The sequence below is a fragment of the Luteibacter sp. 1214 genome (assembly GCF_031455395.1).
Lineage (GTDB): Bacteria > Pseudomonadota > Gammaproteobacteria > Xanthomonadales > Rhodanobacteraceae > Luteibacter > Luteibacter mycovicinus.
The window spans coordinates 713,649-736,082 of record NZ_JAVDSQ010000002.1 but is presented as its reverse complement, the minus strand read 5'-3'; the positions used below and the strand labels follow the sequence as shown (position 1 = coordinate 736,082).

Below are 22,434 nucleotides of genomic sequence, written 5' to 3'. Positions count from 1 at the left end.
CACAGGTAGAGCCGTCGATGCAGCCAGCCATCCACGTCGAACCCGGTTACGCCCATGATCTCGGCGGGCCGGCCTTGCGCGCCTTCTTCGCCCTCGCGGAGCGCTGGAAACTCCGCGGCGCCGAGCAGCGCACGCTACTGGGCGACCCCCCGGAGTCCACGTACTTCAAATGGAAGAAGCTCCAGGACGGAACCCCCTCGAGGGACGTCGTGGAGCGCATCAGCTACCTGCTTGGCATCTGGAAGGACCTCCAGATCCTTTTCCCCGACCCCGGCCAGGCGGATGCCTGGGTGCGCAAGCCCAACACTGCGCCTCTCTTCGGCGGCCACTCGGCACTGGATCGCATGCTCTCGGGCAACGTCGCCGACCTCTATGTCGTCCGTCAGTACCTGGACGCGCAGCGCGGCTGGAACGGATGACGACGGCACCGCCGTCGCGGCGGATTCGCTGGACCCACGCCTACCGCATCGTCCCCAGCCGTTTTCCCCCGGTGGGACTGTTCGACCGTATCGCCGATGCCAGGGACATCGATGCCGTCATGGCGATCGAGTCGATGACCAACCCCCGCCTGCGCGAGGAAATGGGCGCGCTGAGCATGGTGCCGCCCGACCGGCGCGTCTCCGGCCCCGGCACGACACCGATCATGGCCGCGTTCACCCACATTCCGCCAGAGGGCAGCCGCTTCTCCGATGGTCACTGGGGCGTGTTCTATGCGGCGCATACCATCGCCACCGCGATCGAAGAGACGGTCTACCACCGCGAAGCCTTCCTGGCGGCGACGCGGGAACCGCCCACCGACGTGCAGGTGCGGTGCTACAGCACCTCGATCGCGGGACGCCTGCACGATATCCGTGGGGGCTGGGCCGCCGAACACGATCCGGACTCCTATCTGGCCAGCGTCAAGCTGGCCCGGACCCTGCGTGAGGAAGGCTCCAACGGCATCGTCTACGACAGCGCGCGCCACCCGGGCGGGGAGTGCGTCGCGGTGTTCTTCCCCGACCTGATCGCGCCCTGCGTGCAGGCCGAACATTTCATCTATCGATGGAACGGCCAGCGCATCGAGGCGGTGCTGAAGGTCACCGCGGTGGATCGTCCCGGTTTGCCCCCGGAGGCCTGAGCGGTTACGGTCGTCCGGATGAAACGCCTGACGATCCTCCTTATCTTCCTCGTCCTGTCCTTCGGCGCACACGCCAGGGATCCCGACCACAGCCGGTGGGAAACCGACATCCAGGCCTTCGAGGCCTCGGACAAAGCCAGTCCTCCGCCGGCCAACGCCGTGCTGTTCGTCGGCAGTTCGTCGATCCGCTTCTGGAAGAGCCTGGCCTCCGATTTCCCGCACTACCGCGTGATCAACCGCGGCTTCGGCGGATCGGACATGGATGACTCGACCGCCTTCGCCGATCGCATCGTGCTTCCGTACAAGCCCGCGGCCATCGTCGTCTACGCCGGCGACAACGACCTGCAGGGCGGCGACACCCCGGAACAGGTGCGTGACGATTTCGCCGCGTTCGTGACGAAGGTGCGCGCCGCGCAGCCCAACGTCCCGATCGCCTTCATCTCGATCAAGCCCAGCGTCGCCCGGGTCAACCTGCTGCCCAGCATCAACGCCGCCAACAAACTGATCAGCACCTGGGCCATGGCGCAGAAGAACGTGGCTTTTCTGGACGTGGCGCCCGCGATGATCGACGCGCAGGGCCAGCCCAAGCCGGATCTCTTCATCGAAGACGGGCTGCACATGAACCCGAAGGGCTATGCGCTCTGGGTCGCGCAGGTGGGTCCCTGGCTTGCCGACCACGCCACGGCGGCCGAAGTTAAACAGACCCCAAACACGACCACCCCGTGATACGGGAACTTCACGGCAAAGCCCTTATCTAAGTATTCGATCGCCGAGAGGCGACCTGTTGGCAGACGCCGCGTTTCATCGGCCATCTGTCCCGGGTCCCGCTATTTCCCCTGATAGCCTGGACCCGACGCGACCCCGGCAGCTCCTCCCCTGGCTGCCGGGGTTTTATTTTGTCCGCCCAAAGAAAAAGGGCAGGTCAGCTCTTACGCCAACCTGCCCCTCAGGGAATCCCGCTCGCTTATCAGACGGATCAGGCCGCCTGCATGCGGCACGCGTAGGGCCGGATCGATGTGTCGAATGCCCGCCACACGCCGTCGTTGCCTTCGATGTTCAACACGATGTCCGATGCCGCGTTCAGTGCCTCGATACGGCGGGCCTCAGCCAGCGCGCATTCGAGAGCATCCTCGCGGGAACAGAACTCGGCATATTCATTCTCATTCTTCTGGAGCACCCAGAGGCCCGGACCGACGGACTCGAACGGAATATCGAAGACGACCACAATGAACCCACCCTGTTGACTGAACGTGCGTCCATCCTAAGGGGCGATTCGTTAGGGCGCCGTTGAGGCTCAGTTATCTCCGCCGGAAACGAAGCCTTCGCGCGTGCCGATATTGAAAATTTTGTCCGCCGGGACGACATCGGAAGCCGCCACGGCGGTGCCGTCGGCCAGCCGGGCATAGATCGGCGTGAAGTCCGGTCCGGTCGCCTCGAACAGCTGGGCGAAGTCGTCGATGACGAAGTACGTCTGCTGGTAGGAATCGATCCGGTACCGGGTGTTCATCACCCGCTCGAGGTCGAAGCCGACCCGGTTCGGCGATGCGGAGTCGATCGAGTAGATCGACTCGCCCTTGGAGCTGACGATACCGGCGCCGTAGATACGCAGGCCGGCATCGGTGCGGATCAGGCCGAATTCCACCGTGTACCAGTACAAGCGCGTGAGGTTCATCAACGCCTCGGGGCCGATCGCGTAAGCCTTCATACCGCCCTTGCCGTAGGCCTGCATGTAATCGGCGAAGACCGGGTTGAGCAGGAGGGGCACATGGCCGAAGAGGTCGTGGAACAGATCCGGCTCGGACAGGTAGTCCAGCTGGTCCGGCCGGCGGATCCACCAGCTGACCGGGAAACGGCGGTTGGCCAGGTGGTCGAAGAACACCTCGTCCGGCAGCAGGCCTTCCACGGCGACGATCTCCCAGCCGGTGGCCTCGCCCAGCACCTTGTTCAGATCCTCGAAGCGGGGAATGCCGCCCTCGCCAAAGCCGAAACGCTCGACGCCGTCCAGAAATTCCTGGCAGGCGTACGCGGGCAGCAGGTCGCGCTGGCGCCGATAGAGTGTGTCCCAGACCTCATGATCGGTCTTCGAGTAGCTCGCCCACGGTTGCTCCACGATGCCGGTCGCGTAGACGGGCACGTATCCGCGGTCGGTCTGCTGATGCTCGACGCGGCGGGGGCTTTCCATGGGACTCTCCTTGAACGCTTGCCTGAGTGAAACAACAGCTTAGCGCCGAAACGGCGCAATGAGCTTGTGTTGTTGCGCTAAGCCGATAGTTGAGCGCAATATTCATGCGTATAAGATCGATCAAGAGAAATAATCATGCAGTCCACGCTCGATCGCACCGATCTCCGGATCCTCGCGACCCTTCAGTCCAGCGGCCGTATGAGCAATGCCGATCTGGCGGCCGAGGTGAACCTGTCGCCGTCGGCCTGCCTGCGCCGTGTTCAGAAACTCGAGGCGGATGGCGTGATCGGCGGATACGGCGCGCGGCTGGAGCCCCGGGCGGTCGGGCTGGGTCTGCAGGCCTTCGTCCGGGTGCAGCTGTCCCGGCACGAGTCGCCCGCCATCGACGCGTTCACCGAGTCGGTGGCTGGCTGGGAGGAGGTGGTCGCCTGCTATGCCCTGACGGGCGACATGGATTACCTGCTGCAGGTCTACGTGGCCGATCTGGACGGCTTTTCGCAATTTCTTTTGGACCGTCTGCTCAACGCCTCGGGCGTGGCCGACGTGAATACCAGCTTCGTCCTGCGCACGGTGAAGGCTTCGACGGCCCTTCCACTAGGAAATGTCTCAAGCTAGCCTGAGGCAAGCCCGCGTGGCGTAACGAGAAAGACAATGTCCTCTAGCGGCAGGGTTCGCCGGTCGTTAATCTTGTGTGCTTGATGGAAGCCGCCACCGCCAATCCGACACCCCGTGACCGTTTGCGTCCGCTGCGCTATGTGTGGCGGATACCCTTGCTGTTGCTCCACGTCCTCTTCGCCATCGTCATCTGTGCCGGCATCCTTAGCTGGTCGCGCGGTGTCATGAAGGACGGCAAGGAGCCGTTCGCGCATCGCGCGATCCGCCTGTGGTCGACCCTGCTCCTGCGCATCTTCGGCCTGCGCAGCGTCCGCATCGGTACGCCGTTGCCCGATCCGGTCCTGTTCGTGGCCAACCACACGTCGTGGCTGGACATCGTGCTGCTTCATTCGCAGCGTGCCGCCTGCTTCGTGGCCAAGGCGGAGATCGCCGGCTGGCCGCTGGTCGGCTGGATGGCCGCCCGTGGCGGCACGATCTTCCACCGTCGCGGCAATAACCACTCGCTGGCCTCGGTGATGGCGGTGATGGTCGAGCGCCTGCGCGAAGGGCGCGCGGTCGCCGTGTTCCCCGAAGGCGGCACGGGCCACAACGGCGTGCTTCGCGTCTTCCATGCCCGCATCTTTCAGGCGGCGCTCGATGCCGGGGTGCCGGTACAGCCGGTGGCGCTGCGCTTCGCTCGTCAGGGTCGTCGCATCATCGATGCGGGCTTCCGGGAAGACGAGAGTTTTGTGGGCAATATCCTGCGTCTGCTGGGCGAGGCCCCGATGGACGCGGAAGTGCACTTCCTCGAGCCTGTGCCGCTATCCGATGACGGGCGCCGCCGCATGGCGGAGGCCTCGCGCGAGCGCATCGCGCTGGCCCTGGATACCGATACCTCCGCATGAGCCTGCCCAAGGGCGTCGACCTGAATCCGCCGTGGCCGCTGCGTAGCGGCCACGTCCAGACCATGCTCTCCTCCAGCGGCATCCGTCGCACCCTGCTGCCCAAACGGGCGCACAAGGTGCAGGAAGACGCACGCGAAGTGCTGGTCGACGTGGGCAGCGGTGATCGCCTGAGCGGGCGCTTCACCCCGCAGACCACCGGTGGCGCGTCGCGCGGTCTGGCCATCCTTTTCCACGGCTGGGAAGGCAGCGTCGATTCCACCTACGTCCTGCAGACGGGCAGCCGCCTGCTCGAAGACGGCTGGGACATCTTCCGCCTCAACTTCCGCGACCACGGCGACAGCCACGGCCTCAACGAGGCGCTGTTCCACTCGTGCCGCATCGACGAGGTGGTGACGGCGCTGGGTGAGATCGCCCGGATGTTCCCCTCGCGTGTGATCGGCGTCGCCGGTTTTTCGCTGGGCGGCAACTTCGCACTGCGCGCCGCCATGCTGGCGTCGAAGCAGGTTATTCCGATCGACTACGTGCTGGCGGTCTGCCCGATCATCGACCCGGCCGAGGGCCTGTTCTCGCTGGAAAGCGAGGCGCCGTGGTTCTACAACGCCTACTTCATGCACAAGTGGCGACGCTCCCTGCGGCTCAAGCAGGAGGCGTTCCCGCAGCAGACCTATTTCGAGCTCGACGAGCTCAAGCAGAACATGCGCGACCTGACCAGTTCGCTGGTGCTGCGCCATACGGATTTCGGCTCGCTCGAGGCCTACCTCGACGGCTACTCCGTCGCGGGCGACCGGCTCATGGGCCTGCACGTTCCCGCGACCATCCTCACCTCGCGCGACGATCCCGTCATTCCGGTGAGTGCCTTCCATCAGCTTCGCCTGCCGCCCAACATCGAGCTCGATATCGCCAACTATGGCGGACATTGCGGGTTCATCCGCGATTTCAGCATGACCAGCTTCACCGACGACTACATCGCGGCCCGCTTCAACGCCATCGCGGGCTGAATCACCGCAACGGGAGTCCGTCCATGCGTAGCGCCCTCGTTCTTGCCCTGTCCCTGCTCGCCGCCCCCGCTTTCGCCGCCACGCCGGCGATGGAATCGCTCAAACTGCCTCCGGGTTTTCATATCGCCGTGTGGACCGACAAGGTGCCCAACGCGCGTGAGATGGCGGTGGGCACGAACCACACCGTCTTCGTCGGCTCGCGCGACGCGGGTCGCGTCTATGCCGTGAGTTATGCGGCGGACGGCACCGTGGAGAAGGTACGCACCGTCGCCAGTGGGCTACAGCTGCCCGTCGGCGTCGCGTTCCACAAAGGTGACCTCTATATCTCGGCCGTCAGCAGGATCGTGGTGCTTCGCGACATCGAGAACCACCTCGACGCGCCGCCCGCGCCCGAGGTCATCACCGACAAGCTGCCCACGGAAACGCATCACGGATGGAAGTACATCGCGTTCGGGCCGGACGACAAGCTCTATGTGCCGGTCGGCGCGCCCTGCAATATCTGCGATCGCGACTCGGAAGGCTTTGCCCAGCTTCGCCGCATGAACGCGGATGGCAGCGGCAGCGAAGTCGTGGCGCGCGGCATCCGCAATACGGTGGGTTTCGACTGGCGCCCGAGCGACAAGACGCTGTGGTTCACCGACAACGGTCGAGACATGCTCGGCGACGACCTGCCCAGCGATGAACTCAACCATGTGACGAAGACCGGCCAGCATTTCGGCTACCCCTTCTGCCATCAGGGCGACACACTCGACCCCGACTTCGGCAAGGGCAGGAACTGCAAGGACTACACATCTCCCGTGCTTAAGTTGGGCGCTCATGTCGCCGCGCTGGGTGCCCGCTTCTACCAGGGCAAGCAGTTCCCGGCGGCATATCAGGGCGCACTCATCGTCGCCGAGCACGGTTCGTGGAACCGTACGGCCAAGTCGGGTTATCGCGTGATGACGGTGCGCCTCAACGGCGACAAGGTGGTCAGCTATGAACCCCTCGTGGAGGGCTTCCTGGTTGGTGAGAACGCCACCGGCCGTCCCGCCGACGTGCAGCCGCTTCCCGATGGCAGCCTGCTGATCAGCGACGACGACAACGGCGCCATCTATCGCGTCACCTACAAGAAGTAATTCGTAAGCCAGGAGAACCGCCATGCGTTTAACCAGCGACAGCATCGAACACGGTAAGCCGATTCCAGCCAACTTCGCCTTCATGGAAATCGGTGAGCCGATCAAGCCGGCCGGCAACGTCACCCCGCATCTGGCCTGGACCGAAGTGCCGTCGACGGCGAAGTCCTTTGCCATCGCGGTGATCGACACCGACGTGCCCTCGAAGCCGGACGACGTCAACGTCGAGGGCCGCGAAGTGCGTCGCGACCTGCCGCGCGTCGAGTTCGTCCACTGGCTGATGGCGAACATTCCGCTCGAGTGCCGGGAACTGGGCGAAGGCGCCTGCGGTGAGGGCGTCGTGCCGCGCGGCAAGAAAGATCCGGTCGGTCCTCCCGGTTCGGTTCAGGGCCTGAACGACTACACCGGCTGGTTCAAGGGCGACCGGGACATGGAGGGTCACTACCACGGCTACGACGGCCCATGCCCGCCGTGGAACGACAGCATTCCGCATCACTATCACTTCCACGTCTACGCGCTGGACGTGGAGACGGTCCCGCTCGAGAAAGGGTTCAACCTTGCCGAGCTGCGGGACGTGATCGAGGGGCACGTGGTGGGTGAAGCGGTAATCACCGGGACGTACTCACTGAATCCGAAGGTCAAGGCCTGACCTGGTCGCCGACCGGCCGGCCCCCATCGGAGCCGACCGGTCGATGACCGATTCCATCAGCCTGAACGGCTTTTGACAGGTGGCTCCAGGCTTCACGCGCCCTGCGCAGCTCCCGGGACTAAATGGCACCGCGTCCTACCTGCCGGAGAATCCCACCATGCTTCATTACGCCCTCGTCTTCCTCGTCATCGCCATCATCGCCGCCGTTTTCGGCTTTGGCGGTATCGCGGGTACGGCGGCAGGTATCGCGAAGATCCTTTTCGTGGTCTTCCTGATCCTCGCCATCATTTCGTTCTTCCGCGGACGTGGGCCGCGCGTCTGACCGGGTGAGATCCCATGCCCTGGCGACCCGCGTGGAAGCCGGTACATCGGCGACACGCTCCCGAGTCCGAGGCGGAGGAAGGCCGGACAGCTCACCTCCGCCTCAATGACCCAACGCTCACTCTCTTTGTCGTACCGTCCCAAATCCAGCCTATCCCGGAGATGCATGCCATGAACAAGCCCGCCGACCATGTCGCCAACGCCGCGACTGCCGCCGCGAACACCGTCTCGGCTGCCGAGCGCATCGACGCACGTGCCGAGCAGGTGAAGCAGGCAACCTCCAGCGCCGTGGACCGCACCAAGGATGCCGTCGATCGCGCGGCGGATAAGGTGGAAGACACGCTGCACAGCGCTACGGACAAGGCTGCCTACGGCGCGACCCGCGCCGCCGAGAAAGCGGAAGAAGCCAAGCTTCGCGGCAAGGAAGCTTATGGTGAAGCCGTCGACACCGCGAACGACTGGCTCGACACCGCCCGCGATTACGTGCGTGAGAAGCCGGTCCAGTCGATCGCGCTGGCGCTTGCCGCCGGCTGGCTCGCGGGCCGTATCCTGCGCAACTGATCCACCACCCGCAGGGGCTTTGACGCATGTTGGAAGACGGTCCCTCGGGGCGAGAAAACATGGACGGACCGGCGCCCGGAGACGAGGCGCCGGCGGGTCCCAGGTTCGCCATGCCGGCGTGGACGGATGACATTCGTCGCCTCGGCGTCGGGCTGAAGAACCTCTTTTCGGCGCAGATCGCGCTGGCGGGCGCTGAATTAGGCCTTGCCCGCAGCGGCATCGTCATGATGTTGTTCATGGGCCTGGCGGCCATCGTCTTTGCTGTTGCGCTCGGACTCACTCTGCTGGCGCTTGCCGGCTGGGGCCTCGCGCAGTGGTTCGGCTCCTGGGCCTGGGCACTGACCGCACTGGCGGGCCTCCAGCTGGTGCTGTTGATTGTCGCTATCCTCGTGTTCCGGCGCGCCATGCACTGGCTCAGTCTGCCGGGCACGCGCAACGAGCTGGCGCTGCTGGCGAAAGAAGCGTTGAAGCAGGGCAAGGCGGAAGGCGAAGCGAAGGTAGGGGGCTGACGATGGGTATTTTCCGCAGCATGGCGAAAGTGACCGAGGCGCGCGCACGCGTTGTCGCCGCACGCGCCGAAGTCGTCGAACCCGCCGCCGCGCTTATCGCGCGCGGCTACGAAAATCCCCTGACGGTGCTCGGCATCGCGGCCGGCGGCGGTTTTTTCCTCAGCAACATCAAGCTCAACCCACTCGCGGTGCCTGGCGTCAGCGGGCTCGTCGCGGGTGGGACGGCCGATATCATCGGAAAGGTGATATCGATGGCCACCGGCAGCTTGCTCGGAGATCTGGCCGGCGATGTCGCCGATGTGGCCGACGACGTGTCATGAGCGATTTTCCCAGTCCACTCCCTACGCCGTTGCCATCGACGACGGCGCCGGGGGCCGCCGTGTCCACGCTGGTCACGCGCGGGCGGCGTAAACCCGGCAGTAGTCGCAGCACCCGGCGTATCTCGCGCCACCTTCGCGCCATACGTATTTCACTGACCGGCATGATCCTGCTGGCGGTTCTGTATACCGTCGTGCTGGGCAAGTCGTTGCTGGTCCCACTGGTACTCGCGGCCTTTATCGGCCTTGCACTGAACCCGATCGTCGTCGCCGCCGCGCGGGTGCGTTTTCCCCGCTGGCTCGCCGCGGTTATCGTGATGGTGACGCTCAACGTGGGGCTGGTTTCAGCGATCGCCACGCTGTCCACGCCCGCGTTGAACTGGTTCCACGAAGCACCGACGGCGATGCGTGCATTCGCGCCCAAGATCAAGCCGATGACGCAGCAGATCGAAGCGGCGAGCCGGGCGACACAGAATCTGGTCGGCGGCGCCGTGACGCGTAACGCGCCTCAGGCGAACGCGGGTTTTGCCTTCACGGCGTGGGACATCGTGGCCGGTGCGCCGAAGGTACTCGCAAGCGTACTGACCGTCGCGCTCCTGGTGTTTTTCTTTCTTGTGTACGGCGACGAGATCCTCCGCCGCGCGGTGGAGATATCGCCTACGTTCGCGTACAAGCGGCACACCGTGAGCATCGTGCGCAGCATCCAGGTCGAGGTGTCGAGCTACCTGCTGCTCACCGCCGCGATCAACGTCACGCTGGGCCTAGTCACTGCCGGCATGCTCTACCTCTATGGCGTACCCGATCCGCTGCTCTGGGGCACGGTCGCGACCGTCGCCAACTTCATTCCTTATGTGGGCGCGATCACGACGACCACGGTGCTTGCCGTCGTCGGTGTCCTCCATTTTCAGGAAGTCGGCCCGGCGCTGCTTCCCGCCGCGACCTTTGCCGGCATCACCGCCATCGAAGGCAACCTGCTGACCCCGATGTTGCAGGGGCGCCGGTCACGGCTCAGCCCCGTGGCCATTCTTCTCTGGCTGCTGATCTGGGGCTGGCTGTGGGGCATTCCCGGCGCGCTGCTGGCCGTACCGATGCTGACCTGCGTGAAACTCGTCACCGCGAAACTGCGCGGGTGGGAGTGGTTCGCGCACATCATTTCCCGGTGAATCGCAGCCGGGGCTGAGGGGCTTCGTTTCGACAGGTGGCATACGCTCTGCCGGATTTTTAGCCGACGCTTGTCTCAAGAAACGGGCGGCTACCAGGCGATTCTGAGCTTGTCGCGAAAGAACTGTCCGTGCGCGGCGTCGCGTTCGGACAGCAGTGCCGCCCACACGATGCCCTCGGCGCTCTCCGCTACCGGTCGGCCGCCGCTTCCGCCCATGGCCGTTGCCGTCCATCCGGGGGATACCGCATTGATGAGCACGCCGCTGCCTTCGAGTTCGCGCGCGGCGACCTGGGTATATGCATTCAACGCCGCCTTGGAAATGCGATACGCCGGTGCGTTGTCGCCGCACATCTCATGCGTCGCGCATTCGCTCGACACATTGACGATCCGGCCGTAACCATGGCGACGCATCAGGGGAAGCGCGGCGGCCGTGAGACACCATGCCCCGAGCAGATTCACGTCGAGCGCGCCACGGATGTCATCGATGTCGGGCTTCGACGTGCGGGCTCGCACGTCGAAATGCCCGCCCGCGTTATTGATGAGAATGTCGAGCCGACCGAAGCGGCCATCGATTGTCGCGATCGTCGCTTCGATATCGTCGGCACGGGTGACGTCGAGCCGTATGGCGTGGGCGTCTCCGCCCAGTTCGCGTACCGACTTCGCGGCTTTCTCCGCCTTGGCGAGTTCACGCCCGCCGAGAAATACCGTGACACCCAGCGAAGCGAGCTGCTTCGCCACTTCAAAGCCGATCCCGCGATTGGCGCCGCTCACCAGCGCGATGCGCTGGCTGAGCGGCGGTTCCACGGCGGTCGGGTTCATACGCTTCGTCTTTACGGGCAGGCGATGAACCTTGGCCGAGCTCATGGGGCTTTCGCAACCTCGCTGCACGCGTTGTCGCCGCACGCCTGCCACCCACCGCCCAGGGCCTTGTACAGCTGCACGGCGCGGGTGTTGATGGCGGCCTCGGCTTCCGCGAGCTGATCTTCGGCGGAGAGCTGGGTGCGCTGCGCGTCGAGCAGTTCGAGGTAGTCGGTACGGCCCGCGTCATAGCGCAACTTGGCCAGCTCCGCCGCACGACGGCTCTCCGTGGCCTGGACGACCAGCTTTTCGACACGCACACGCTGCTGGTTGAAACCGACCAGTGAGTTGTCGACATCCTCCAGTGCGGTGAGCACCGTGCGGTCGTAGTTGGCCTGCGCTTCCTCCGCCTGGGCACGCGCGCCGCGCACGCCGGAAGCGACGCGCTGCACGTTGAGCCCGGACCACGAGATGCTCGGCGCGACCTGGAACGCACGCGAGTCGGCACCGCCGAAGTCGTTGCTGCGGCCCGCGAGGAAGCCGATGAAACCGCCCAGCGAGATATGGGGGAAGTAGTCGGCCTTGGCGACGCCGATGCGCGCATTCGCGGCGGCAAGCTGGCGCTCGGCGATCCGGATGTCGGGACGGCGCTGCAGCACTTCGTCGGCGCCGCCGATGGCCAGGCTGACGTCGATCGGCCTGAAGGTCGCGGGTGACAGATCGACGTCCAGTTCACCCGGTCGCGAACCGAGAAGCACCGCGATGCGGAACGTATCGGCCTGTGCCTGGGTCTCGAGCACCGGCAGCTGCGCCTCGACCGCCGCGAGGCGTGCCCTGGCGCTGGCCAGATCCTGCTCGGCACCGGTGCCGACCTCCACGCGTGCGTTGATCACCTTCAGTGAATCGCGCTGGTTGGCGATGTCGCGATTGGCCACATCGATCCGCAGCTGCGTGCCGCGCAGGTCGAAGTAGTTGCGTGCGACTTCGGCGAACAGCGTGACCTGAGCATCCTGCAACGAGGCTTCGCCCGCGGCGGCATCGGCGCGAGCCGCCTCGACCGAGCGCCGGACGCCCCCGAACAGGTCGAGCTCCCACGATGCATCGAAGCCCGCCTGATACTGCGTCACCGTCGTGCGCTGATCGGTGAAGCCCGGCTGCTGCGCACGCGTGCGCTGGTACGAGGCAACGGTTTCCACGTCGGGAACCTGCTGCGACTTCGCGGTACCCAGCGCGGCACGCGCCTGATTCAGCCGGGCCATCGCGATACGCAGGTCCGGCGCGCCCTTCGCCGCGCGGACGATCAGCGCATCGAGCGTCGGATCGCCGAACTGCTTCCACCACTGCGCCTGCACGTCACCATGGTTCTGGTGCGTGGCGTCGACGCCTTGCAGGGTGACCGGTGCTTCCTTCGGCGTGTGGTAATCGGGGCCCACGCTCGCGCACCCGGCGAGAACGAGGGCCGCGAACAGGGCCGTACTACGGAACATGACTTTCATGAATTACGACTCCCGGGCCGCGTTGTCGAGGAGACGGCGTTCGCGGCGCGCGTTGCGGCGAGCCTCGGAGCGTTCGTTCCAGGCGCGGATCAGCACATAGAAGAGCGGGGTGAAGATCAGGCCGAAGAAGGTCACGCCCAGCATGCCGGCGAACACCGCCACGCCCATCGCATGACGCATCTCCGCACCCGCGCCGTGCGAGGTCACCAGCGGCACCACGCCCATGATGAAAGCGAACGAGGTCATCAGGATCGGGCGCAGTCGCAGGCGGGCCGCTTCGAGCACCGCATCCACACGGTTCATGCCACCGATCTCCGCCTCTCGGGCGAACTCGACGATAAGGATCGCGTTCTTACAGGCCAGGCCCACGAGAACGATCAGGCCGATCTGGGTGAAGATGTTGTTGTCACCACCGGTCACGATCACACCGACGATCGCGGACAGCAGCACCATCGGCACGATCAGGATCACGGCCAGCGGCAGGCTGAGGCTTTCGTACAGCGAGGCCAGCACGAGGAAGACGAGCAGGACGGACAGCGGGAACACCAGCACCGCGGTATTGCCGGCGAGGATCTGCTGGTAGGTAAGCTCGGTCCACTCATAGGTCATGCCGTTGGGCAGGTTGGCCTGGACGAGCTTCTCCATCGCGGCCTGAGCCTGACCCGTGCTGTAGCCCGGCGCCGCGCCACCGTTGATTTCGGCGGTGGGATAACCGTTGTAGTGCTGCACACGATCCGGGCCGTTGGTCTGGCGTACGGTGAGGAACGAACCCAGCGGCACGAGGTCGCCCGCGGCGTTGCGCGTCTTCAGCCCCACGATGTCGGACGGCTCATGACGGAACGACGGCTCGGCGGACACGTTCACCTGATAGGTGCGACCGAAGCGGTTGAAGTCGTTGACGTAGAGCGAACCGAGGTACGCCTGCATGGTCTGGAACACGTCGCCAAGGTCGATACCTTCCGACTTCGCCTTCTCGCGATCGATGTCGGCGTCGAACTGCGGCACGCTCACCTGGAAACTGGTGAACAGGTGCGCGAGCTCCGGTGTCTTCTGGCTGGCGGCGATGATGCCCTGGGTCTGCTTGTACAGCTCCTCGAAGCCCAGGTCGCCACGATCCTCGATCTGCATGCGGAAGCCGCCGATCGTGCCGAGGCCGTTGACCGGCGGCGGCGGGAAGATGGCGATGTACGCGTCCTGGATGCCGGCGAACTGGCCGTTCAGACGAGCCGCGATCGCCTCGGCCGACAGATCGGCGGAACGACGTTCCTCGAACGGTTTGAGCGTGACGAACACGATGCCCGCGTTGGTGCTGTTGGTGAAGCCGTTGATCGAAAGGCCGGGGAACTGCACCGCGCTTTCGACGCCCGGATCCTTCAGGGCGATATCGCCCATGCGGCGGATCACGCCTTCGGTACGATCCAGCGAGGAGGCATCCGGCAACTGCGCGAACGACACGAGATACTGTTTGTCCTGGGTCGGGACGAAACCCGTCGGCGTCTTCGCGAAGCCGAGCACGCCGAGGGCGACGAGACCGGCGTAGAGCACCAGCACGACCGCCGAGAAGCGCAGGATCTTCTGTACACCGCCGACATAGCCGTGCGATGCGCGGTCGAAGCCACGGTTGAACGGCCGGAACAACCAGCCGAGGCTGCGCTCCATCCAGATCGTGAGCTTGTCTTTCGGCTCGTCGCGGCCCTTCAGCAGGATCGCGGAGAGCGCCGGGCTCAGGGTCAGCGAGTTGAAGGCCGAGATCACCGTCGAGATGGCGATGGTCAGGGCGAACTGGCGATAGAACTGTCCGGTCAGACCGCTGATGAAGGCGGCCGGCACGAACACCGCGCAGAGCACGAGCGCCGTCGCCACGATCGGACCGGTAACTTCGGTCATGGCCTGACGTGTCGCCATCTTCGGGTCGAGACCGTGCTCGATGTGTCGCTCGACGTTCTCCACGACCACGATCGCGTCATCGACGACGATACCGATCGCCAGCACGAGGCCGAACAACGACAGCGCGTTGAGCGAGAAGCCGACCAGATACATCACGGCGAAGGTGCCGATCAGCGATACCGGTACCGCGACGAGCGGAATGATCGATGCACGCCAGGTCTGCAGGAACAGGATGACGACGAGCACCACGAGGACGATCGCTTCGAACAGCGTATGCACGACCGCTTCGATGGAGCCGCGCACGAACACCGTGGGATCGTAGACGATCGAGTAATCGACGCCCTGCGGAAAATCCTTCTTCAGCGTCGCCATCTCGGCACGCACTTCGTCCGAAATCGCGATCGCGTTCGAGCCCGGACGCTGGAAGATCGGGATCGCGACCGCCTCGCGGTTGTTCAGCAGGCTGCGCAGCGCATAGTTGTTCGAGCCGAGCTCGACGCGGGCGACGTCGCGCAGATGCGTGACCGAGCCCGACGCGTCGCTGCGCACGATGATGTTGAGGAAGTCGTCCTCGGTCACCAGCCGGCCGCGCGTGTTGATGTTGACCTGGAACGCGTTCGAGTTCGGACCGGGCGGCGCATTCAGCGAGCCCGCGGCGACTTCGATGTTCTGCTCGCGTACGGCCTTGATCACGTCACCCGTGGTCAGGTTACGGATGGCCAGCTTTTCCGGGTTCATCCACACGCGCATGCTGTATTCGCCGGCGCCGAACAGCTGGACGTCACCCACACCGTCGAGACGGGCGAGCTGGTCCTTGATACGCGTACGCGCATAGTTCGACAGGTAGAGCATGTCGTAACGGTGGTCGGGCGAGGTCAGATGCACGACCATGGTCAGGTCGGGCGAGCTCTTCGTCGTCGTCACGCCGAGACGCTGCACCTCTTCCGGCAGACGCGGCAGGGCCTGGGCGACGCGGTTCTGCGTCTGCACCTGCGCGTTGTCGAGGTCGGTACCCAGGGCGAAGGTGACGGTGAGGGTCATCTGGCCGTCGCTGGTCGCCTGCGAGGAGGTGTACAGCATGCCTTCCACGCCGTTGATCTGCTCTTCGAGCGGCGTGGCGACGGTCTCGGCGATGACCTTCGGGTTGGCACCCGGGTAGCTCGCCTTGACCACGACGGTCGGCGGAACGACCTCCGGGTATTCGCTGATCGGCAGTTTGAACACGGCGATACCGCCCGCGATCAGGAACAGCACCGACAGCACGCCCGCGAGGATCGGGCGGTTGACGAAGTATTGGGCGATTTTCATGGTGGATCAGTCCTGGTTCTGCGCCACGCTGTCGACGCCGGCCGGACGGTTGGCGGCGACGTTGCGCAGGCCCTCCGGTACCAGCGAGGCCATCGCCACGCGCTTCGCATTCACTTCGACGCCGGGGCGTACGTGCTGGAGGCCGTTGACGATGACGACGTCGTCGGCATTGAGGCCGGTATCGACGACACGCAGGCCGTCGACCAGTGCGCCCGTGGAAATGCGGCGGTACTCGACCTTCTTGTCCTTACCCAGCACGTAGACGAACTTGTTGCCCAGATCGGTGCCGACCGCCTTGTCGTCGATCAGCGCACGCGGCTGGGTGTTGCCGCTGCGCAGTTCGACGCGGGCGAACAGGCCGGCCGTATAAGCACCGTCCGCGTTCGGGAACACCGCACGCAGGCGGATCGTGCCGGCGCCGGCGCGGATCTGGTTGTCGACGAAGTCGATCTTGCCGGCGTGCGGATAGCCGGTCTCGTCGGCCAGACCCATTTCGACCTCGGGCGCGTGACCGCTCTGGCGGCGCAGGCGATCGAGCTTGAGGAAGGTCTGCTCATCGACATCGAAGTAGACGTACATCGGATCGACGGTGACCACGCTGGTCAGCGTGTCGCTGGGCGTCACGAGGTTGCCGGCGGTGATCTGCGCGTTGCTGACCTTGCCGTCGACCGGAGCGCGAACCTCGGTGAACGACAGGTTGAGGCGGGCGTTATCGAGTGCGGCCTGCACCGAGGCGGCTTGCGCCTTGGCGCTGGCGGCCGCGGTATCGAGACGGTCGGCCTCTTCCTGCGAGACGGCATGCTGCTGGACCAGTTTGGCGCCGCGGGCCGCATTGGCGTCGGCATTCTTGGCTTCAGCGCGCGCCTGGGCGAGGTTGGCGGCCAGACGGTCGGACTCGGCCTTGTAGGGACGGGGGTCGATGGTGAAGAGCAGATCGCCCTTCTTCACCGAAGTACCTTCGCGAAAATGCACCGAGTCGATGTAGCCACTGACGCGCGGTTTGATCTGGATCGAGTCGACCGCCTGAATGCGGCCCGTGAAGGCGCTGGCATCGGACACCGGGCGCAGGAGGACCTGGGCTACCGTGACTTCGGGCGCCGGCATGGCCGGGGCGGGCTCGGCGGCATGGGAGGGCAGGCCGCCGCTGCTCAGCCACAGCGCGGAGGCGATGGCGACAGCAAGTGCGGACGAACCGAACAGGAGTTTCTTTTTCATGACGGGGTCCTTGAAGAGCGTCGAAACGTAGGCTGGAGGTCGTGCGGCGGCGCAGCGTACGACCTCAAGCGCGCTCGAGGTCAAGCCGGTCTCACCCAGGCGACGTAATCTAGGTCTTGCCCGTCAAGCGAAAAATGGGTCTACAATCACCTCGCCTGTGACGCCCAGTCACGAATGACCGTCCCCGGAGTCGACGATGGAAGACTTTTCAGCGATCAGCGTTTTCGTCCGCGTAGTGGAAGCCAAGAGCTTTTCTTCCGCGGCGCAGCATCTGGAAATGACCCCGTCGGGCGTCAGCCGGGCGATCTCGCGACTCGAAGAAAGCCTCGGTGCACGACTGTTCTTCCGCTCGACACGTTCGCTGCGGTTGACCGACGATGGGTCCGCGTTCTACTCCCGATGCAAGGAGATCCTCGCGGACCTCACTGAAGCCACCGAGGCTCTCGGGTATGCGAAAACCAAGCCGGCCGGCAAGCTCAGGGTGGCGGCGTCATCGGCGGTGGGCCGGGCCGCGCTGATACCCAATCTGGCCGAGTTCGAGCAGCGTTTCCCGGACATTCGTCTGGAATTGACGATGTGCGACTTTCCCTTCGACCTGAATGAGGAAGGGTTCGATTGCGCGATCCGGATGGGCGAGCTGGCCGATTCCAGCCTGATCGCACGGAAGATCGGCCACTTCAGCAACGTGTTGTGCGCGGCGCCGTCGTATCTGGCGCGCCATGGGACACCGACCAGCATCGAGGATCTCAAGGCCCACCGCACGGTCAACTTCGTGCATCCCAGCACGGGCAAGCCGTACCAGTGGCAGTTCGATTCGCCGAGTGGCCGGGTCGCCGTCGATGTCGATGCGCACATGCTCATCAATGACGGCGAATCGGTGATCCAGGCGGCGGTCGCGGGCCTCGGCATCATCCAGGCACCGCATTGCCTGGCGGCCACCGCCCTGCAGAAGGGCGCGCTCGAAATCATCATGTCGGACACGATCTCCACCGGTTCCAACCTGTGGATCGTGTACCCGCAAAAGCGTCACCTCTCCGCGCGCGTGCAGGCCTTCATCGAGTGGACCAGCGAGCTGTTCCAGCGGACCAGCACGCCGCAGTGCAAGCTGCTCGAACAGCAGGAAGCCGAACTGGCGCGGTTGCGTGCGGCCCCGCCGGTGGAGCGTATCGCGGCTGTTGCGTGAGGTTTTGTTGCGGGAAAGCATGGCCGGCGGGGCTGGCTCCTACAGGATTCGCGGACGCGGCGGGCGTGCCGCAGCCCTGTAGGAGCCAGCCCTGCTGGCGAAAAGCCAACGAAGCGGCATAGCCATGCCCCGGCTAGCCGTCAACCTCCAGCCGGCAGAAACAGCAACAGCGCAATCCCCAGCACGATCCGGTAAATCGAAAACACCGTAAACCGGTGTGAGCGGATATACCCCAGCAGCCACTTCACCGCGACGAACGCGACAATCGTCGACACGACGAAAGCCACCGCCAGTCCGGTCCAGTCCTCGCCGGCCGCGCCGCCGTGCGTGAAGGTCTTCAGCAACTCGTAGCCGGTCGCGGCATACATGGTCGGGATGCCGACGAGGAACGCGAACTCGGTAGCGGCCGCGCGATTGGTGGTGCCGCCCAGCATGGCCACGAAGATCGTGGACGCCGAACGTGACGTACCTGGGAAAATGCCGGCGACCATCTGCGCCAGGCCGACCAGAATGGCGACACGCCAGCTGACGAACACCTGATCGGGCCGATTGGCAGCCACTTTCTCGGCCACCATCATCCAGATGCCGCCGATGATCAGCGCCCATGCGATCGGCGTGATCGTCTCGGGGAGCTTAAACCCGAGCTTGGTGACGATCAGGCCGAGCACCGCGGTGATCAGGAAGGCTACGCCCAGCTTCAAGATGTAATCGCGCGTCTCCGGACGACGCCAGTTGGTCAGCAGGTTCCAGATCGTCCGCCAGTAGATGAACGTCACGGCGAGGATCGCACCGGCCTGAATGGCGACATTGAACAGGTCGGAGCGCGCGCCGAGCCAGCGTTCGGCGATGAGCAGGTGACCGGTGCTGGAGATGGGCAGAAATTCGGTGATCCCCTCGACGATGCCGAGGAGGATGTCGCTGATCAGGTCATTCACGGGCGGGGAAATCCGGTGGTCGAGCAGGTCCCCTAGCTTAGCCGCACCGCAGCACGAATCCGTGCGACTTGCTTCACTCAATGAACCGTCACGCGTTGCCCACGTCAACCACTGTTAATTTTCGGCGACGCAGCAAGGGCATGTCATCGCCTTTCGCAAGAAATTTCACACGGATTCGACATGCACACATTCCTCCGGCTCCGCCGTCGAACCGGCGGGCTACGCATTGGCGTACTCGTCGCGGCGCTTGCGGTCGCCGCCTGCGCGCCCGCCGTGCGTCCTCCGGCCTTCGTTCCGCGCGACGAAGTACCTGTCGCCGGGCTGCCCACGTCCCAGGCGGGATGGCCGCAGCCTGAGTGGTGGAAACGGTACGACGACGCGCAGCTCGATCGTATCGTCGACCTCGCCATGCGCGGCTCGCCCAACATGGAGCAGGCCGAAGCCCGATATCGGGCGGCGCTCCGCGCCGTGGATGCCTCGAAGGCGGAACTGAACCCGCAGGTACGCGGGCTTCTGAATGGCGGGCACGGGTACAACGACGTGTCCCTGCAGGGTCAGGCACCCGGTGCCGCCGGAAACGCTCAGGGGTTTCAGCTGAACCCCGGCAAGAGCTGGAGCAACAGCGGCGCCGCAGGGGCGCTCGCGACGTGGGACCTCGACCTGTGGGGCAAGCAGAAGGCCGCGGTCGAGGCAGCCGTCGGCCAGGCCCGTGCCGCCGAGGCCGAGCGGGCCTCCGCGGCGACGTCGCTGCAGTACAACGTCGTCAACACCTACTTCGACTGGCAGGCGCAGCAGGCGCGCCTCGCCGTCGCCCGCCATGCATCCGACAGTTCGTCGCAGTACCGCGAACTGGTCGAACTGCGTGTGCATGGCGGTCTGGACGATCCGACCACCCTCGATCAGGCCGATGCGCAGCTCGCGCAGACGCGGCAGAACGTGGCGCAGCTGGAAGGCGCCGCAAGTCTGGATCTCGTCCAGCTCGCCGCGTTGGCCGGCGTATCGCCGAAGGACCTGGGTAACCTCACGCCGTCGCCGCTGCCCACGCCCGATACGCGGCTGCCCGACGACGCCCGGCTGGGTCTGCTCGCACGGCGGCCCGATATCGCAGCGGCGCGATGGCAGATCGAAGCCTCGTCGAAGAACATCGACCAGGCGCGCAAGGCGTATTACCCCGACGTGAGCCTTATGGCGCTGGGTGCCTTCCTGCGTACCTATCCGGATCTCGGATCGGGAACGCGGACCGACCTGACGCTGGGCAACATCGGCGCATCGGTACAGCTGCCGATCTTCAGTGGCGGCCGCCTGCGTGCGCAGTTCGAGAATGCGCAGGCCCAGCTCGACAGCGCCGTGGCGCAGTACGACGGGGCCGTTGTGCAGGCGGCCGGCGATATCGCGCAAGGTGTCGCCACGCTGCAGATGCTGGATAACCAGCGCGTGCACGTCGACCGGCAGTACGACGCCAGCGCCGCGCAGAAGGCCAAAGCCGCCGACCGTCGGTCCAAAGGCCTGATCGACGACCGCACCTGGCTAAATGCCGACATGCAGCTGGACCAGCAGCGCGATGCGCGCCTGCAGCTCACCAGCCAGATGCTTTCCGCCAATCTTTCCCTCATCCACGCGCTCGGCGGCGGTTACCACGCCGACGACCTGCCCGATCTTCCGGCCGCCGCCGCCGGCAAGGACTCCTCGCGATGACCATTGAAAACGACGATCAGCGCGAAGGCGCCGAAGGCGGCCTGACGCCGCAGCCGTACAAGTACCGCTACAAGTACCTGCACAAGTATGGTGACGAATCGCCGCGTGGCGAGCGCGACGACGATGGCCGTCACGACGGCGACGATGACGAGAAGAAGCCTCAGGACAAGCCCGACGGCAAGGACGACGAGAAGAAGGACGCCGATAAAAAAGACGGCGACAAGGACAGGGACGGAAAGGACAAGGACGGAAAGGACAAGGACGGAAAGGACAAGGACGACAAAGACAAGGACGACAAAGACAAGAAGGACGAGGACCCGAAGGCGAAGCGCAAGAAGGTCATCATCCTTTCCATCATCGCCGCGGTCTTCATCCTCGCCGGCCTGGCATGGCTGCTTCTCTACATCTTCGTGCTGTCACAGCGCGAGACGACCGACGATGCCTATGTGAAGGGCGATATGGTCACGATCTCCTCGCGCATCGCCGGTACGGTGGTGGAGGTGGGCGTGGAAGAAACCGAGCGCGTCCATCAGGGTCAGGTGCTGATCAGGCTCGACCCCGTCGATGCGAAGGTGGCCCTGATGAACGCCGAAGGCCAGCTCGCCCAGGCCGTGCGTGAAGCACAGGCCAGGATGCAGCAAGCCAACCAGGCCGATGCCGCGATCCCGCAGCGCCGCGCGCAGTATGAGCAGGCACGTGACGACTATAACCGCCGCCACCCGCTGCTCGAGCGGCGCGCCGTGTCGGCCGAAGAAGTCGACACCGGCAAGCGCCAGATGCAGCAGGCCAAGGCCGCGCTGGATGCCGCGGAGCGCGAAGCCGCGGCCGCGCACGCGCAGGTCGATGGCACCACCATCGAGAACTACCCCGCGGTGATTCAGGCGCGTTCGCAGTTCCGTAACGCATGGGTCAACAACGGGCGCAATGCGATCGTCTCTCCGATCGAAGGCTATGCCGCCCGTCGCCAGGTGCAGGTCGGCCAGCGTATCCAGCCGGGCCAGGATCTGCTCACCGTCGTGCCGCTCGCCGACCTCTGGGTGGATGCGAACTTCAAGGAGACCCAGCTCGAGCACATCCGTATCGGCCAGCCGGTGAAGCTGACGACGGACATGTATTCGGACGTGGAATATCACGGCAAGGTCGTCGGTCTGAATGCGGGCACCGGCAGCGCTTTCTCGCTGCTGCCCGCCGAGAATGCGACCGGCAACTGGATCAAGGTGGTACAGCGTCTGCCCGTGCGCGTGGCGATCGACGCGGAGGACCTGCGCAAGCATCCGCTGCGGATCGGTCTGTCAACCGACGTGAACGTCGATACGCACGACCGCGATGGCCGTGTGCTGTCCGACACGATCCGCAGCAAGCCTCTGGCCAGCACCAACGTCTATGAGGAGGAGATGGGCGAAGCCGACCAGCGCGCCGAACAGATCATCCGCGAGAACACCGTGGATACGACGCCTAAGCCGGTGCCGGCGAAGCGCGGCGGCTGATCG

Annotated in this window: 23 protein-coding genes; 16 read left to right on the top strand and 7 right to left on the bottom strand. The window is 65.1% G+C overall.

What is annotated here, in order from left to right:
- Positions 1-17 precede the first annotated feature (17 nt).
- The 3 genes from J2X57_RS07845 to J2X57_RS07835 are packed head-to-tail and all read left to right on the top strand — an operon-like array spanning position 18 to position 1,843.
- Positions 18-419 carry an MbcA/ParS/Xre antitoxin family protein gene (locus J2X57_RS07845; RefSeq protein WP_043696663.1) on the top strand — a complete coding sequence of 134 codons (402 nt, stop codon included), beginning with the start codon at positions 18-20 and terminating at the stop codon, positions 417-419.
- Complete coding sequence (locus J2X57_RS07840; RefSeq protein WP_043696660.1) at positions 416-1,117, top strand: RES family NAD+ phosphorylase; 702 nt, start codon at positions 416-418, stop codon at positions 1,115-1,117. Before J2X57_RS07845 ends, J2X57_RS07840 begins: the two co-directional genes overlap by 4 nt.
- Before the next feature lie 18 nt (positions 1,118-1,135).
- A complete protein-coding gene (locus tag J2X57_RS07835; protein WP_051943170.1) occupies positions 1,136-1,843 on the top strand; it encodes an SGNH/GDSL hydrolase family protein in 708 nt (235 codons plus the stop codon).
- A 250-nt stretch (positions 1,844-2,093) separates the two neighbouring features.
- On the opposite strand, the gene J2X57_RS07830 is transcribed toward J2X57_RS07835, so the two are convergent.
- Positions 2,094-2,342 (bottom strand): hypothetical protein, encoded by a 249-nt coding sequence (locus J2X57_RS07830; protein WP_036109231.1) that lies wholly within the window; start codon positions 2,340-2,342, stop codon positions 2,094-2,096.
- 69 nt (positions 2,343-2,411) lie between these two features.
- On the bottom strand, positions 2,412-3,299 hold the full coding sequence (gene phhA / locus J2X57_RS07825) for a phenylalanine 4-monooxygenase (protein WP_036109233.1): 888 nt from the start codon (positions 3,297-3,299) through the stop codon (positions 2,412-2,414).
- A 135-nt stretch (positions 3,300-3,434) separates the two neighbouring features.
- On the opposite strand from phhA, the gene J2X57_RS07820 reads away from it, so the two are divergent.
- The 10 genes from J2X57_RS07820 to J2X57_RS07775 all read left to right on the top strand — a co-directional run bounded on the left by J2X57_RS07820 (position 3,435) and on the right by J2X57_RS07775 (position 10,428).
- Positions 3,435-3,914 (top strand): Lrp/AsnC family transcriptional regulator, encoded by a 480-nt coding sequence (locus J2X57_RS07820; protein ID WP_036109235.1) that lies wholly within the window; start codon positions 3,435-3,437, stop codon positions 3,912-3,914.
- Positions 3,915-3,997: 83 nt separating this feature from the next.
- Positions 3,998-4,798, top strand: coding sequence for a lysophospholipid acyltransferase family protein (locus tag J2X57_RS07815; protein ID WP_036109236.1), 801 nt, complete (start codon positions 3,998-4,000; stop codon positions 4,796-4,798).
- Positions 4,795-5,796 carry an alpha/beta fold hydrolase gene (locus J2X57_RS07810; protein WP_309865496.1) on the top strand — a complete coding sequence of 334 codons (1,002 nt, stop codon included), beginning with the start codon at positions 4,795-4,797 and terminating at the stop codon, positions 5,794-5,796. Before J2X57_RS07815 ends, J2X57_RS07810 begins: the two co-directional genes overlap by 4 nt.
- A 23-nt stretch (positions 5,797-5,819) precedes the next feature.
- The gene (locus J2X57_RS07805) at positions 5,820-6,911 is read left to right on the top strand and encodes a PQQ-dependent sugar dehydrogenase (protein ID WP_308846678.1); all 1,092 of its coding nucleotides are present in this window, start codon (positions 5,820-5,822) and stop codon (positions 6,909-6,911) included.
- 22 nt (positions 6,912-6,933) lie between these two features.
- Complete coding sequence (locus tag J2X57_RS07800) at positions 6,934-7,557, top strand: YbhB/YbcL family Raf kinase inhibitor-like protein (RefSeq protein WP_308846679.1); 624 nt, start codon at positions 6,934-6,936, stop codon at positions 7,555-7,557.
- A 157-nt stretch (positions 7,558-7,714) separates the two neighbouring features.
- Complete coding sequence (locus J2X57_RS07795) at positions 7,715-7,879, top strand: DUF1328 domain-containing protein (RefSeq protein ID WP_036109241.1); 165 nt, start codon at positions 7,715-7,717, stop codon at positions 7,877-7,879.
- A 170-nt stretch (positions 7,880-8,049) separates the two neighbouring features.
- Positions 8,050-8,439: a DUF883 family protein gene (locus J2X57_RS07790; protein ID WP_036109244.1), complete on the top strand. Its 390-nt coding sequence runs from the start codon at positions 8,050-8,052 to the stop codon at positions 8,437-8,439.
- Between the two features lie 110 nt (positions 8,440-8,549).
- Positions 8,550-8,948, top strand: a complete 399-nt coding sequence (locus J2X57_RS07785) for an ABC transporter ATP-binding protein (RefSeq protein WP_309865490.1) — start codon at positions 8,550-8,552, stop codon at positions 8,946-8,948.
- 2 nt (positions 8,949-8,950) lie between these two features.
- On the top strand, positions 8,951-9,268 hold the full coding sequence (locus J2X57_RS07780; RefSeq protein WP_309865487.1) for a hypothetical protein: 318 nt from the start codon (positions 8,951-8,953) through the stop codon (positions 9,266-9,268).
- Positions 9,265-10,428, top strand: a complete 1,164-nt coding sequence (locus J2X57_RS07775; protein WP_036109255.1) for an AI-2E family transporter — start codon at positions 9,265-9,267, stop codon at positions 10,426-10,428. Before J2X57_RS07780 ends, J2X57_RS07775 begins: the two co-directional genes overlap by 4 nt.
- 89 nt (positions 10,429-10,517) lie before the next feature.
- Here the strand turns inward: J2X57_RS07775 and J2X57_RS07770 are convergent, their stop codons facing one another.
- From J2X57_RS07770 to J2X57_RS07755, 4 genes are read right to left on the bottom strand one after another with little or no spacing between them, the layout of a single operon-like run.
- The gene (locus tag J2X57_RS07770) at positions 10,518-11,291 is read right to left on the bottom strand and encodes an SDR family NAD(P)-dependent oxidoreductase (RefSeq protein ID WP_255364002.1); all 774 of its coding nucleotides are present in this window, start codon (positions 11,289-11,291) and stop codon (positions 10,518-10,520) included.
- Positions 11,288-12,721 (bottom strand): TolC family protein, encoded by a 1,434-nt coding sequence (locus J2X57_RS07765; RefSeq protein ID WP_309865480.1) that lies wholly within the window; start codon positions 12,719-12,721, stop codon positions 11,288-11,290. The genes J2X57_RS07770 and J2X57_RS07765 overlap by 4 nt, the downstream gene beginning before the upstream one ends.
- Before the next feature lie 3 nt (positions 12,722-12,724).
- Entirely contained in the window at positions 12,725-15,916 is a 3,192-nt protein-coding gene (locus J2X57_RS07760; protein WP_043696638.1) for an efflux RND transporter permease subunit, read from the bottom strand.
- Between the two features lie 6 nt (positions 15,917-15,922).
- Positions 15,923-17,131 (bottom strand): efflux RND transporter periplasmic adaptor subunit, encoded by a 1,209-nt coding sequence (locus tag J2X57_RS07755; RefSeq protein WP_308846682.1) that lies wholly within the window; start codon positions 17,129-17,131, stop codon positions 15,923-15,925.
- 196 nt (positions 17,132-17,327) lie between these two features.
- Between J2X57_RS07755 and J2X57_RS07750 the strand changes: the two genes are divergently transcribed.
- Entirely contained in the window at positions 17,328-18,314 is a 987-nt protein-coding gene (locus J2X57_RS07750) for a LysR family transcriptional regulator (protein ID WP_043696631.1), read from the top strand.
- Between the two features lie 140 nt (positions 18,315-18,454).
- Here the strand turns inward: J2X57_RS07750 and J2X57_RS07745 are convergent, their stop codons facing one another.
- Positions 18,455-19,249, bottom strand: a complete 795-nt coding sequence (locus J2X57_RS07745) for an undecaprenyl-diphosphate phosphatase (RefSeq protein ID WP_036109270.1) — start codon at positions 19,247-19,249, stop codon at positions 18,455-18,457.
- 180 nt (positions 19,250-19,429) lie between these two features.
- Here J2X57_RS07745 and J2X57_RS07740 point away from each other — a divergent pair, with 180 nt between their 5' ends.
- Positions 19,430-20,944: an efflux transporter outer membrane subunit gene (locus J2X57_RS07740; RefSeq protein WP_309865471.1), complete on the top strand. Its 1,515-nt coding sequence runs from the start codon at positions 19,430-19,432 to the stop codon at positions 20,942-20,944.
- Positions 20,941-22,431 (top strand): HlyD family efflux transporter periplasmic adaptor subunit, encoded by a 1,491-nt coding sequence (locus J2X57_RS07735; protein ID WP_309865468.1) that lies wholly within the window; start codon positions 20,941-20,943, stop codon positions 22,429-22,431. Before J2X57_RS07740 ends, J2X57_RS07735 begins: the two co-directional genes overlap by 4 nt.
- The last annotated feature ends 3 nt before the right edge of the window (positions 22,432-22,434 follow it).